The organism is Pseudomonas sp. LBUM1663, assembly GCF_059695905.1.
The window spans coordinates 5,664,908-5,678,013 of sequence record NZ_CP166792.1 but is presented as its reverse complement, the minus strand read 5'-3'; the positions used below and the strand labels follow the sequence as shown (position 1 = coordinate 5,678,013).

11 protein-coding genes are annotated in these 13,106 nt (G+C 60.4%); 1 reads left to right on the top strand and 10 read right to left on the bottom strand.

The genetic code is table 11. The features are described 5' to 3' along the window. Positions 1-83: 83 nt before the first annotated feature. The 9 genes from ACA075_RS25970 to ACA075_RS25930 all read right to left on the bottom strand — a co-directional run bounded on the left by ACA075_RS25970 (position 84) and on the right by ACA075_RS25930 (position 10,794). Entirely contained in the window at positions 84-1,100 is a 1,017-nt protein-coding gene (locus tag ACA075_RS25970; RefSeq protein ID WP_497296156.1) for a class I SAM-dependent rRNA methyltransferase, read from the bottom strand. 223 nt (positions 1,101-1,323) lie between these two features. Then, a complete protein-coding gene (locus ACA075_RS25965; RefSeq protein ID WP_497296155.1) occupies positions 1,324-2,196 on the bottom strand; it encodes an oxygenase MpaB family protein in 873 nt (290 codons plus the stop codon). Between the two features lie 50 nt (positions 2,197-2,246). Further along, positions 2,247-4,184, bottom strand: coding sequence for an acetate--CoA ligase (gene acs, locus ACA075_RS25960; RefSeq protein ID WP_497296154.1), 1,938 nt, complete (start codon positions 4,182-4,184; stop codon positions 2,247-2,249). A gap of 167 nt (positions 4,185-4,351) precedes the next feature. Beyond that, positions 4,352-6,016 carry a glucose-6-phosphate isomerase gene (gene pgi / locus ACA075_RS25955; protein ID WP_497296153.1) on the bottom strand — a complete coding sequence of 555 codons (1,665 nt, stop codon included), beginning with the start codon at positions 6,014-6,016 and terminating at the stop codon, positions 4,352-4,354. Positions 6,017-6,241: 225 nt separating this feature from the next. Beyond that, positions 6,242-6,622, bottom strand: coding sequence for an aspartate 1-decarboxylase (gene panD, locus ACA075_RS25950; RefSeq protein WP_003228271.1), 381 nt, complete (start codon positions 6,620-6,622; stop codon positions 6,242-6,244). Between the two features lie 187 nt (positions 6,623-6,809). Then, complete coding sequence (gene panC, locus ACA075_RS25945; protein ID WP_497296152.1) at positions 6,810-7,670, bottom strand: pantoate--beta-alanine ligase; 861 nt, start codon at positions 7,668-7,670, stop codon at positions 6,810-6,812. After that, positions 7,667-8,467 carry a 3-methyl-2-oxobutanoate hydroxymethyltransferase gene (gene panB / locus ACA075_RS25940; RefSeq protein ID WP_497296151.1) on the bottom strand — a complete coding sequence of 267 codons (801 nt, stop codon included), beginning with the start codon at positions 8,465-8,467 and terminating at the stop codon, positions 7,667-7,669. The genes panC and panB overlap by 4 nt, the downstream gene beginning before the upstream one ends. Before the next feature lie 437 nt (positions 8,468-8,904). Further along, complete coding sequence (gene folK, locus ACA075_RS25935; protein ID WP_497296150.1) at positions 8,905-9,390, bottom strand: 2-amino-4-hydroxy-6-hydroxymethyldihydropteridine diphosphokinase; 486 nt, start codon at positions 9,388-9,390, stop codon at positions 8,905-8,907. A 3-nt stretch (positions 9,391-9,393) separates the two neighbouring features. Further along, positions 9,394-10,794, bottom strand: a complete 1,401-nt coding sequence (locus ACA075_RS25930) for a polynucleotide adenylyltransferase PcnB (RefSeq protein ID WP_008153304.1) — start codon at positions 10,792-10,794, stop codon at positions 9,394-9,396. 277 nt (positions 10,795-11,071) lie between these two features. Here ACA075_RS25930 and ACA075_RS25925 point away from each other — a divergent pair, with 277 nt between their 5' ends. After that, complete coding sequence (locus ACA075_RS25925) at positions 11,072-11,572, top strand: hypothetical protein (RefSeq protein ID WP_497296149.1); 501 nt, start codon at positions 11,072-11,074, stop codon at positions 11,570-11,572. Positions 11,573-11,656: 84 nt separating this feature from the next. On the opposite strand, the gene ACA075_RS25920 is transcribed toward ACA075_RS25925, so the two are convergent. Continuing rightward, a complete protein-coding gene (locus tag ACA075_RS25920; protein WP_497296148.1) occupies positions 11,657-13,093 on the bottom strand; it encodes a sigma-54-dependent transcriptional regulator in 1,437 nt (478 codons plus the stop codon). Positions 13,094-13,106: the final 13 nt, after the last annotated feature.

Here is a 13,106-nt window from a genome sequence, read left to right as displayed (position 1 = left end):
GGAGTATGGCACGCGATTCCGGTTCCGAAGTGATCGCACTCTTCTGGTTTTTCAGAAATTAGCGTAGGAATTTTCCTGCGTGATCAGAGTTGCAGAATCAACGTTTTCAGCGGCGGCTGTTGATCCATCGACGGGAAATCGCCACCCGGCTTCATGACGGTCCACTCACGCACCGGACGCCCGGCCTTCTGCGCGCAACGCAAAACCTGTTCGCGCCAATCGTCCATGCTGACCTTTGCCAGGTTGTTGCAGCAGATCAGCACGCCGTTGTCGGCGGTGGTCAGCAGCGCGGGTTTGAGCAGACTCTGGTAGTCGCGCAGCAGGTCGACCGTGCCGAACGCGCTCTTGGCCCAGGCGGGTGGATCGAGCAGCACCAGGTCGTACTGACGCTGTTCAAGACGCGTGTAAGTCGGTAGTTTCTGCCCGCGCCGCTGACTGATCGGCAGCCCCGCCAGTTGGCGGATGGCCGGGAAGTAATCGGACTGGATGAACTCCATCTCAGGCAATTGCGGATTGAGCAGACCGTTTTCACGGCCGACCGCCAGATTGCCCTCGGCGAAATCCAGGTTGCAGACCTCACTTGCCCCGCCGGCCGCAGCACTGAGGCCGACACCACAGGTGTAGGCGAACAGGTTCAGCACGCTTTTGTTTTTGCTGTGCTCCTTGACCCAGCCGCGCGTGTTGCGCAGGTCAAGGAACAGCAGCGGATCCTGGCCGGCATGACGCCCGCGAACCCGGTAGTTCAGACCCCATTCGTGGCCGATCAGGTCTTGCAGGGCTGCCTCGTCGGCGCGGTAGACCGTGTCTTCGCGGTCGATGCGTGAGTTGCCACGGGAGCGGTCGTTGTAGACCAGCAGCGTTTCGAGGCCCAGGTGTTGATTGACAGTCTCGTGCAGTTGCAGCAACGCGTCACGTTCCAGCGCCTGGTGGAAGCTTTGCACCAGCAATTGCGGGCCGTAGCGGTCGAGGGTCAAGCCACCTGCGCCTTCCTGGCTGCCGTGGAACAGGCGATAGCAATCGGTGCCTTGCTGATGCAGCTCGGCGAGCAGGTCCTGGCGATGATCGAGGGCGGCGCGCAGCGCCTGATTCAAGGAAGACATGCTGGCGCCTTGCAGGAGGGAATTTGGCGCGGGAGTTTAACAGCTTGGCAGGGGAGCGAGGTGCTCTGTGGCGAGGGGCTTGCCTGTGACGAGGGAGCTTACTCCCGCTGGGCTGCGCAGCGGCCCCAAAATCTCAGCCCTTATCGGGGATTTTCGCGAGCGCTTCGCACTCGAGCGGGAGCAAGCTCCCTCGCCACAGGTATATCGATGCAGGGGCGGCGGGTCAGCTCAACAACCCCATCCGCCGCTTGGCCCGCTGCACCGAGCCATTACGCATAGCCCAGCGCAGCATTGGCGCACTGCGCTTGACGCTGGCGCGGATCAGTTGGCGTTGCAACGGGTGCTGTTTGACGCCGAGCATGTCACTGGCCCAGTCCGGCAGCAGATCGATCCCGGCCTGCATCATCAAACCGCCAAACGGTTTGGCCAGGCGACTGGGGGCGGGCGCGTTCAACAGCAGTCGCAGCACCTCGCGACTGCGTTGGTCGCACAGCAATTGCGGGCGGATTCGTTCAAGGTAATCTGCGATTTCCTTGCGGCTGCGCGGCACATCGCGGGCGCCCAGGCGTTCGGCAACCAGTGCGATTTCGCCGTAGTAACGGTCCTGATCAATCAACGAAAGGTGCGGATTGCGATAACGCAGATGCGCGCCGAGGAAGTTGCTGACCTCGGCCACGTGCACCCACGTCAGCAACTCGGGATCGCTGGCGGCGTAAGGCCGGCCGTCTGGGGCAATGCCGACCACTTGCAGGTGAATGGTGCGAACCTTCTCGATCAGCCAGTCGGCGTCCTTGCTCGAGCCGAACGTCGTCCCGGAGATGAACTGACTGGTGCGGCGCAATCGGCCGATCATGTCTTCGCGAAAATTCGAGTGATCCCAAACCCCGGCCAGGGCTAGTGGATGTAGCGCTTGCAGCATCAGCGCGCTGATGCCGCCAATGAGCATGCTGCTGAAATCACCATGGACTTGCCAGCTCACCGAGTCGGGGCCGAACAGACCGGGATCGCCCTTGGGGTTTTCCAGATCGAGTTTGCCCAGGGACAGACCGGTCAAGCTCATGAGCTGGCTTTCGATGCGGGTACGGATGAATTCCATGGCAACTCAGTGGCGAAAATAAAACGCGGCCATTACTGACCGCGCAGGGCTTATTGGTTCAGGCGTTTATCGACCAACTCCTGCACCACGCTCGGGTCGGCCAGGGTCGAGGTGTCACCGAGGCTGTCCAGTTCGTTGCAGGCGATCTTGCGCAGGATGCGCCGCATGATCTTGCCTGAACGGGTTTTCGGCAAGGCCGGCGCCCACTGGATCAAGTCCGGTTTGGCGAAACTGCCGATCTCCTTGCTGACGTGGGCCAGCAGTTCTTTCTTCAGTTCGTCATTGGGCTCGGTGCCGTTCATGGGCGTGACGAAGGCGTAAATGCCTTGGCCCTTGAGGTCGTGGGGATAACCGACCACCGCCGCTTCGGCAATGCTGTCGTGCAACACCAGCGCGCTTTCTACTTCGGCAGTGCCGATGCGGTGCCCGGAGACGTTGATCACGTCGTCGATGCGCCCGGTGATCCAGTAATCGCCATCCTCATCGCGCCGCGCGCCGTCGCCGGTGAAGTAGTAGCCGGGGTAGGGTTTGAAGTAGGTGTCGACCATCCGTTGCGGATCGCCATAGACGCTGCGGATCTGCGCCGGCCAGCTGGATTTGATCGCCAGCACTCCACTGCCGGCGCCTTTGATTTCCTTGCCCGTTTCATCCAGCAGCACCGGTTGTACGCCAAACATCGGTTGGGTGGCGCAACCGGGTTTGATCCGTTGCGCGCTGACCAGCGGACTGAGCATGATGCCGCCGGTTTCCGTCTGCCACCAGGTGTCGACGATCGGGCAACGTTGTTCGCCGACGACATTGAAGTACCAATCCCACGCTTCCGGGTTGATCGGCTCACCGACGCTGCCGAGTAATCTGAGGCTCTGGCGAGAAGTTTCCTTCAACGGCTCCGGGCCTTCGCGCATCAGCGAGCGCAGGGCAGTCGGGGCGGTGTAGAAGATGTTGACGTGGTGTTTGTCGATCACCTGCCAGAAGCGCGAACTGCTCGGGTAACTCGGCACGCCTTCGAAGATCAGCGTGGTCGCACCGTTGGCCAGCGGGCCATAGACAATGTAACTGTGGCCGGTGACCCAGCCGACGTCGGCGGTGCACCAGAAGACTTCGCCATCGCGGTAGTCGAGCACGTACTTGAAGGTCATCGCCGCTTGCAGCAGATAGCCGCCGGTGGTGTGCAGCACGCCTTTGGGTTTGCCGGTACTGCCGGAGGTGTAGAGGATGAACAGCGGGTCTTCGGCGTCCATGGGTTCCGTCGGGCAATCGTCGCTGACGTCGCGCAGGGCCTGGTGATACCAGAGATCGCGACCTTCAACCCAGTCCACTTTGCCTTGGGTGCGCTCGACGACGATGACGGTGCTGACGTTCGGGCAACTTTGAAGCGCCTCGTCGACCTTCTGCTTGAGCGGCACGTATTTGCCGCCGCGCACGCCTTCATCGGCGGTGATCACCGTGCGGCAGTCGGCGTCGAGAATCCGGTCGCGCACAGAGTCTGGAGAGAAGCCGCCGAACACCACCGAATGCACCGCGCCAATCCGCGTACACGCGAGCATGGCGTAGGCCGCTTCGGGAATCATCGGCATGTAGATGCACACGCGATCACCCTTTTTCACGCCACGGCTTTTGAGCACGTTGGCCAGGCGACAGACGTTGTGATGGAGTTTTTTGTAGGTGATCTGCGCCGATTCGGCGGGGTCGTCGCCTTCCCAGAGGATGGCGATCTGATCGCCGCGTTTTTCCAGGTGACGGTCGATGCAGTTGTAACTGACGTTCAACTTGCCACCGGCAAACCAACTGGCCTCGCCGGTTTTCAGGTTATAGCGCTGGACGGTTTCCCACGGCGTGCTCCAGTCGAGAAAGCGGGTGGCCTGCTCGGCCCAGAACTCAGTGGGGTGTTCGATGGATTGGCGGTAGAGGCGGTGGTAGTCGTCTTGACTCAAGTGTGCAGCCCGGCGGACGGCATCGGCTTTGGGGAACGTGCTGATATCGAACATGACGGTTCCTTATTCTTGTTTTGCGACAAGAGGGGAGCTGCGCGACCCTCGTAGGAGCCGGCTTGCTGGCGAAGCGGTGTGTCATTCAACATTGTTGTCGACTGTCACACCGCTTCGCCAGCAAGCCGGCTCCTACAAGGTTAGTACCCCGCAGGAACGACGTCAGATCAACCGCGGTGACGACCGCGGAAGTAGTTGATCAGGCCTTGGGTCGAAGCGTCGTCAGCCGGGGTTTCTTCGCTGCCGACCAGGCGGTTGTAGACGCCTTTGCCCAACTCTTTACCCAACTCCACGCCCCACTGGTCGAAGGCGTTGATGCCCCAGACCACGCTTTGCACGAAGACTTTGTGTTCGTACATCGCCACCAGCGCGCCGAGACGACGGGGGCTGATGCGCTCGACCACGAGGGTGTTGCTCGGACGGTTGCCCGGGATCACCTTGTGCGGCGCGATTTTATGCACTTCTTCTTCGCTCATGCCCTTGTCGCGCAGTTCGGCTTCGGCTTCCGGCAAGGTCTTGCCGAGCATCAGCGCCTGGCTTTGCGACAGGCAGTTGGCGTACAGCCACTGGTGGTGGTCGGACACCGGGTTGAAGCTGACAATCGGCACGATGAAGTCGGCCGGAATCAGTTGGGTGCCCTGGTGCAGCAACTGGTGATACGCGTGCTGACCGTTGCAACCCACGCCGCCCCAGATCACCGGGCCGGTATCGGTGGACACTGGCGTACCGTCCTGGCGCACGCTCTTGCCGTTGGATTCCATGTCCAGCTGTTGCAAGTGCTTGGTGATGTTGCGCAGGTAGTGGTCGTAAGGCAGGATCGCGTGGCTTTGCGCGCCCCAGAAGTTGCCGTACCAGACGCCGAGCAAGGCCAGCAGCACCGGCATGTTCTGTTCGAATGGCGCGCTCTGGAAATGCTGGTCCATGGTGTAGGCACCGGACAGCAGTTCCTTGAAGTTCGACATGCCGATGGCCAGCGCGATTGGCAAGCCGATGGCCGACCACAGCGAGTAACGGCCGCCGACCCAGTCCCACATCGGGAAGATGTTTTCTTCGCGGATACCGAACGCCACGGCCGCCGCGTTGTTGCTGGACACGGCGATGAAGTGACGGTACAGCTCGGCTTCCGAACCACCCTGAGCCAGGTACCAGGCGCGTGCGGCCTGGGCATTTTTCAGGGTTTCGAGGGTGTTGAAGGATTTCGACGAAACGATGAACAGCGTGGTCTCGGCGCGCAGCTTCATGGTCAGTTCGTGGAACTCACTGCCATCGATGTTCGCCAGGTAATGGCAACGCACGCCTTTCTGGGCGTAGGACAGCAGCGCTTCAGACACCAGCTCAGGGCCGAGGAACGAGCCACCGATGCCAATGTTCACCACGTCAGTGATCGGCTTCTCGGTGTAACCACGCCACAAACCGTCGTGGATGCGGCCGACGAGGTCGGTGATCTGGTTCAGCACTTTGTGCACTTCAGGCATCACGTTGACGCCGTTCACCGACAGCTTGTCGCCGACCGGGCGGCGCAGGGCGGTGTGCAGGGCTGGACGACCTTCCGACGAGTTGACGATTTCGCCGTCGAACAGCGACTTGATCGCGCCCTTGAGGTCGACTTCATTGGCCAGGCCCACCAGCAGATTGCGGGTCTCGGCGTTGATCAGGTTCTTCGAGTAATCGAGAAACAGGCCGCAGCTGCTGAGGGTGAATTGAGTAAAACGCTGCGGATCGGCATTGAAAGCCTCGCGCATGCTGAAATCCTGCATGGCTTGGCGGTGGTCATTCAACGCTTGCCAGGCGGGCAGAGCGGTCACGTCGTGAGGAGTGCGGTAGTACGCCATCGCTGCGGGTTTCCTTTTTACTTGAACGGCTTTTTTGAACACTGAAAATCCCGGAGCGCTGTGGGTGGGCGTCCGGTCAACTGCGTCGACACGATTTCAATGACACAGGGCGAATACAGTAAACCTCGCGCTGCGATCTGTCTTGACTTTGTCTAACACGTTCCCGGTACTTTTTTATACACAAAGCAGGGAACGGTTCGACAAACGGGAGGGGCGTCGGTTCGATCAGGCGACCTGAACCGGAATGGCATTGCTGGTGTGGCTCAGTTCATTGCCCGGTGCCATGTAGAGCATGCGCGGCTTGAAATTGAGCAACTCGGCTTCGCTGTAATGCGCGTAAGCGCAGATGATCACCCGATCACCGACCTTGGCCTTGTGCGCTGCAGCACCGTTGACCGAGATCATGCGCGAACCTTCTTCGCCACGAATCGCGTAGGTGGTGAAGCGTTCGCCGTTGTCGACGTTATAAATCTGGATCTGTTCGTACTCACGGATACCGGACAAGTCCAGCCATTCGCCGTCGATGGCGCAAGAACCTTCGTAATCGAGAACGGCGTGCGTGACTTCGGCGCGATGCAGCTTGGCTTTGAGCATGATGGCGTGCATGAGTGTTTTCCCAGGTCGGAATCGAACGGCGGGCAGTTTGCCCGAAGGCATTGTGGGCAGCAATATAAGGCGCGAGGGAGCAGCCCTCTGTAGGAGCCGGCTTGCTGGCGATGGCCTCACCGCGGTGCATCTGCCGGACCGAGGTGATGTCATCGCCGGCAAGCCGGCTCCTACAGGGGATTTGTGTTTAGGCGGGGGCGTCGAGGTTCAGGTGCAGGTTGTCGATCAGCCGTGTGGTGCCGAGGAACGCCGCTACCAATATCACCAGGTCCCGATCCTCCGGGGTTGCCGGGCGCAAGGTTTGCGCGTGACGAATCTCCAGGTAATCGGTGCGCAAACCCGCCGCTTCGAGCTGCTTGATCTGGGCGTCGATCAGCGCCGGGAAATCCCGCTCGCCCTGTTTGATCGCCTCGGCAATCTGGCTCAGGCCGCGATACACCACCGGCGCAACGGCCCGTTGCTCTTCGCTGAGGAAACCATTGCGCGACGACAGCGCCAGGCCATCGGCCGCCCGAACGGTCGGTTCGCCAATGATCTGCACCGGCATGTTCAGGTCATGGACCAGGGATTTGATCACCGCCAATTGCTGGAAGTCTTTCTGGCCGAAGATCGCCAGGTCCGGCTGGACCATGTTGAACAGCTTGCTGACGACCGTCGCGACGCCTTCGAAATGTCCCGGACGGCTGGCGCCGCAGAGGCCTTCGGAGAGTTGCGGGACGCTGACGCGGGTCTGGCCGGCCATGCCGTCGGGGTACATTTCTTCGACGGTTGGCGCAAACAGCAAGTGGCAACCGGCCTGGAGCAGTTTCTCCTGGTCAGCCGCCAGGGTCCGCGGGTACTTGTCGAGGTCTTCGCCAGCGCCGAATTGCAGCGGGTTGACGAAAATGCTTGCGACCACGAAATCCACCCGTTGGGTCGCTTTGGTGATCAGCGCGACATGACCGCTGTGCAGGTTGCCCATGGTCGGCACGAAGCCGATGCGCTTACCTTCGCTGCGGGCACGGGCCACGGCGGCCCGGAGTTCGCGTACTGTTTTTACGGTGTTCATGCAGAGAATCCGTGTTCGATCCCAGGGAAAGTAGCTGCTTTGACTTCACTGACGTAGGCGCTCAGTGCGGCGTGAATGCTGGTCTGGCCGCTCATGAAGTTCTTTACGAATTTAGGTACGCGGCCGGTAATGGACAGGCCGAGCATGTCGTGCAGGACCAGGACCTGGCCATCGGTGTCGCTGCCGGCACCGATGCCGATCACCGGAATGCCCACTGCCTGGGTAATTTCCTGGGCCAGTTCGCTCGGTACGCACTCAAGCAGCAGCATGGCGGCACCGGCCTGCTCCAGGGCGATGGCGTCGGCGCGCATCTGCCGCGCCTGGTTCTCGCTGCGGCCCTGGACTTTGTAACCGCCCAGCATGTTCACCGATTGCGGCGTCAGGCCCATGTGCGCGCACACCGGGATGCCACGTTCGGCTAGCAGACGGATCGAGTCGGCAAGCCACAACGCCCCTTCCACCTTGACCATGTGCGCACCGGCCTGCATCAACAGGGCGCTGTTGCTCATGGCTTGTTCGGTGGTGGCGTAGGCCATGAAGGGCAGGTCGGCGAGGATCAGCGCATCGGCGTTGCCGCGTTTGACGGAAGCCACGTGGTAAGCCATTTCCGCGGTGGTCACCGGCAGGGTGCTGTCGTGACCTTGCAGAACCATGCCGAGGGAGTCGCCCACCAGCAGCACTTCGACGCCAGCCTGATTGCAGGCATGGGCGAAGGTCGCGTCATAGCAGGTCAGCATGGTGATTTTTTCACCTTTTTGCTTGAGACCTTGCAGGGTGGTCAGGGTGATGGCTGGCATGAAAAGTTCCTCATTCAGGCGCTTGGAAACTACTGCGAGTAACGCGCGTGATTCTTCGTTAAATACAGGCGCACGCTCTGATGTCGTGCTTTTAAGGCCTGGATTGCGCCCTTCAACGCCGTGTTGGCGGCAGCGGGACGCCTATAGTCGTGAGGAGAACTCGGGAAGTCAATTGCATGTGTTACCGCATTGTTACGCGGGGGGTGTTACCGGGGTAACTGATGCGATTCAGCAGCTGCAATCTGGTGTTCGACACAAAAAAACTGTGGGGGCGAGCTCTTGTGGCGAGGGGCTTGCCCCCGTTGGGTCGCGTAGCGGCCCTAAAACCTGAAAACCGGTGTGTCAGGTTTACCGAATGCACTGATTTCACGACTGCTTCGCAGCCGAACGGGGGCAAGCCCCCTCGCCACAGGAGCCCGCTCCCACAGGGATTGGTTTCAATTTTGGGGGAGGCGTTCCAGGCCGACGAACGGGCAGCCGGCGAGTAGTTCTTTCAGGCTGCGGCCATCCGGGAGACGCAGCTCCGCAGGCGCCAGTTCGGCCAGCGGATACAGAACAAAGGCCCGTTCCTGCATATGGTAGTGGGGCACCTTGAGGCGCGGTTCGTCGATCAGGCGATCGCCAAACAGCACGATATCGAGGTCCAGCGTGCGCGGCCCCCAACGTTCAAGGCGCTCGCGGCCTTGTCCGTTCTCGATGGCTTGCAGCGCATCAAGCAGGTCCAGCGGCGGGAGCGTGCTGTCGAGGACGGCGACCGCGTTGGTGTAACGCGGCTGGCCGGGCAGGAGCGAGTCGCTTTGATAAAACCCGGACACCTCGACCAGTTGGGTCTGCGGCAACTGCGCCAGCGCCTCGACGGCGCTGCGCAATTGTTCGGCGGGGTCAGCCAGATTGCTGCCCATGCCGATGTAGATGCGTTCCATGGATTACTCGCCCGTTGCGCTCGGTGCGCCTGCGGTGCGTTTGCGCTTGGCGCCACCGCTGCGGCGACGTTTGCGTGGCGCGCCAGTGCCGTCATCCTTGCCGCTGAGGTCGCGGATCATGTCGCGACGTTCGCTGTCGTTGGCGTCCTGATAATCCGTCCACCATTCGCCCAGGCCATCAGTCTGCTCGCCAGCGCTTTCGCGCAGCAGCAGGAAGTCGTAACCGGCGCGGAACCGTGGGTTGTCCAGCAACAGGTCGGCGCGCTTGCCGCTGCGGCGTGGCAGACGCTCTTGCATGTCCCAGATCTCGCGGATCGGCATGGTGAAACGTTTCGGAATCGCAATCCGCTGACACTGCTCGGCAATCAACTCGTGAGCGGCTTCCTGCATCGCCGGAATCGGTGGCATGCCACGTTCTTGCAGGCGCAATACACGGGCCGGCAGGGCAGGCCAAAGCAGCGCCGCAAACAGGAACGCCGGGGTCACCGGTTTGTTCTGTTTGATCCGCAGATCGGTGTTGATCAACGCTTCGCTGATCAGCGTGTGGGTGTACGTCGGGTTGTATTCCAGGGCCTCGGCACTGGCCGGGAACAGCGGATCGAACAGCTGCAGGTCGACCAGCATCTCAAAGGTATCCGCGGCATGGCCGGAGAGGAACAGCTTGAGCACTTCTTCGAACAGGCGGGCCGATGGGATCTCGCGCAGCATTGGCGCCAATTCACGGATTGGCGCTGCGCTGTGTTTTTCGATGCCGAAGTTCAGCTTGGCGGCGAAACGCACGGCTCGCAGCATCCGTACCGGATCTTCCTGGTAGCGTTGCTTCGGATCGCCGATCAGGCGGATCAGGTGATTGCGGATGTCGTGTACGCCGTTGGCGTAATCGAGGATGCGCTCGCTGACAGGATCGTAATACAAGGCGTTGATGGTGAAGTCGCGGCGTTGCGCGTCTTCTTCCAGCGTGCCGTAGACGTTGTCGCGCAGAATGCGCCCGCTCTCGTTGCGCGAGGATTGGTTGCTGTCTTCCTCTTCGTCGTTTTGCGGGTGATTGGCGCGGAAGGTCGCGACTTCAATGATTTCGCGGCCAAAGTGGATGTGCACCAGCTTGAAGCGACGACCGATGATCCGCGCGTTGCGGAATTCGGCTCGCACCTGCTCTGGCGTGGCACTGGTGGCGACGTCGAAATCCTTGGGCGTGATGCCCAGGAGCATGTCACGCACACAGCCGCCGACCAGGTAGGCCTGGTAACCGGCGTTCTGCAGGCGTTCGACGATGTTCACCGCGTAGCGACTGAATTGGGCCTTCTGCAGCGAATGTTGGCCGCTGTTGAGCACTTCAGGCGTACTGCGAATGTGTTGCGTATGACGCTTGGGAGAACGGAATGACTGGAACAGCTTCTTCAGCATGGGATGCACTGTTTGAAGGAATGTTCGGCCAAAACGAAGAATGACCGCATGATGGGCGGGGATTCTAGCATTTAGTCGGGGGATGGTGTAGGAAGCTGCGCAAGCGCTTGAAGGGGGGCTGATACGCAGGGGCATGTAGCAGCTGCCGAGCAACGCGAGGCTGCGTTCGGCGGCGAAGCCGTCGTAAAACCTGAGATTGCGGTGTGTCAGGAGAAAGCCGGTTGCCCATATTGCGACTACTGCGTAGTCGAACGCAGCCAGCTGCTACAGGGGCAGCGTGAAAGCCGAATTGCAGAAACTACAAGGGGAGCCGAAGCTCCCCAAGAAAGTAGTTGCATGCTCTATTTTTATTTTTGATTCGGGCTTTTTGTTTTTATTAAGTGCCCTCGCCATGAAATTTTTCCTTCATGACCCTCCCAATCGGGAGCCAAGAGCAAACGGATTGCTTTGGTCGCTGTGTTGCAGTGATCTTGCGATCCAACCAGTTCAGGCTCTGTCTTGTGACAGTTTTTATTATTCTCGGCCTGGTCGTGGGGCAAGCCCCAAATACAACGCCTCTCCAAAAGAATCAGTTAGCTGCGCCTCTCGCCGTCTTGTTTTTATTGTGCGTGAGTCGATTCGTCTTATTTTTATTGTCTTGTGCATTGCTTGTTATTGTTCTTGTACGAAACATATAGCAGGGCGCGTGCCAACTTTTGTGAGGTCCAGCAAAACAGGGGGTCAGGCGGGCTGGCAGGGTTTTCGAGGCCGAAAAAAAACCGGGGCTTCGTTACCGTAAGCCCCGGCTTCTGTTACGTGAAAAGACTGAGGTAACAGTTTTTTCACAAAGTCATGTGTTACCCGCACATCAGACAGGCGCGGTTCAGCTCTCGCTGGCGACCCCGGTCTTGCGCCGCGGGATACCCAGGCGCTGACGACGTTCCCACAGGCACTTGCGACTCACCCCGAGTTTGCGGGCCAGTTCGGTTTCCGTCATGTGGTCCTGATGCTCAAGCACGAAGTGCTGGAAGTAGTCTTCCAGCGACAGGTCTTCGGTCGGCTCATGATTGTTGTTGCTGGCTCCGTTGCCCTGTTGCGGCGGCAGGCCGATGAAGTCGTCGTCTTCCAGGTCGCTCAGTTCGATGTCGATACCCAGCAGCTCGGCGGAAATCTCCGGGCTCTCGCACAGGATGACAGCGCGCTCTACCGCGTTTTCCAGTTCACGAACGTTACCCGGCCAGGAGTAATGACGGATCGCCTGTTCGGCATCCGGGGCGAACTTCAGGTCGGTGCGGTTGACCCGCGCGCTCTGCCGCGCCAGGAAGGCATTGGCGATCTCGTTGACGTCGGCACCGCGCTCGCGCAGGGCCGGCAGTTTCAGGGCGATCACGTGAAGGCGGTAATACAAGTCTTCACGGAACTGGCCGATCTTCGCCAGGCTCTTGAGGTCCCGGTGAGTCGCGGCGATCAGGCGCACATCGACTTTTTGTGACTGGACCGAACCGACCCGGCGAATTTCGCCTTCCTGCAACACGCGCAGCAAGCGGGCCTGGGCTTCCAGCGGCAGTTCGCCGATTTCGTCGAGGAACAACGTGCCGCCGTCCGCTGCTTCCACCAGACCGGCACGCCCGGCGCTGGCGCCAGTGAATGCACCTTTTTCGTGGCCGAACAGTTCGGACTCGATCAGGCTTTCCGGAATGGCTGCGCAGTTCACCGAAATCATCGGCGCCTTGGCGCGTTTGGACAGGTTGTGCAGGGCGCGGGCCACCAGTTCTTTACCGGTACCGGATTCGCCCTGGATCAGGACATTGGAATCGGTCGGCGCGACTTTGCGGATCTTGCTGTACAGGTCCTGCATCGGCGGGCACGAGCCGATGATGCCGATTTCGCCGTTGCTGTTATCGACACCCGGTTTCGCCGAGCCATTGGACGCTTTGCCAGTGGCAGGTTCGCCGCCGGCCGGCAGCGATTGGCGGTCACGCAGGATACGGGCGACGGCCTGGAGCATTTCGTCGTGATCGAAAGGCTTGGCGATGTAATCCACCGCGCCCATCTTCATCGAGTCAACGGCTGAACGCAGGCTGGCGTAGCTGGTCATGATCAGCACCGGAGTGCCCTGGCCGAGTTTGATCAACTCGGTGCCCGGAGCGCCCGGAAGACGCAAGTCGCTGACGATCAGGTCGAACGTGGGAATGGTGAAGCGTTCTTGTGCTTCCTGCACTGAACCGGCTTCGCTGACCTGGTACTGGTTACGTTCCAGCAGGCGGCGCAAGGCGGAGCGGATAATTGTTTCGTCTTCGACGATCAAAATGTGCGGCATTGATTCGATACTC

Coding starts and splice junctions, on each gene's coding strand:
- ACA075_RS25970 (WP_497296156.1), bottom strand. CDS start 1,100: ATGTCTTCCTTGAATCAGGCGCTGCGCGCCGCCCTCGATCATCGCCAG.
- ACA075_RS25965 (WP_497296155.1), bottom strand. CDS start 2,196: ATGGAATTCATCCGTACCCGCATCGAAAGCCAGCTCATGAGCTTGACC.
- acs (WP_497296154.1), bottom strand. CDS start 4,184: ATGTTCGATATCAGCACGTTCCCCAAAGCCGATGCCGTCCGCCGGGCT.
- pgi (WP_497296153.1), bottom strand. CDS start 6,016: ATGGCGTACTACCGCACTCCTCACGACGTGACCGCTCTGCCCGCCTGG.
- panD (WP_003228271.1), bottom strand. CDS start 6,622: ATGCACGCCATCATGCTCAAAGCCAAGCTGCATCGCGCCGAAGTCACG.
- panC (WP_497296152.1), bottom strand. CDS start 7,670: ATGAACACCGTAAAAACAGTACGCGAACTCCGGGCCGCCGTGGCCCGT.
- panB (WP_497296151.1), bottom strand. CDS start 8,467: ATGCCAGCCATCACCCTGACCACCCTGCAAGGTCTCAAGCAAAAAGGT.
- folK (WP_497296150.1), bottom strand. CDS start 9,390: ATGGAACGCATCTACATCGGCATGGGCAGCAATCTGGCTGACCCCGCC.
- ACA075_RS25930 (WP_008153304.1), bottom strand. CDS start 10,794: ATGCTGAAGAAGCTGTTCCAGTCATTCCGTTCTCCCAAGCGTCATACG.
- ACA075_RS25920 (WP_497296148.1), bottom strand. CDS start 13,093: ATGCCGCACATTTTGATCGTCGAAGACGAAACAATTATCCGCTCCGCC.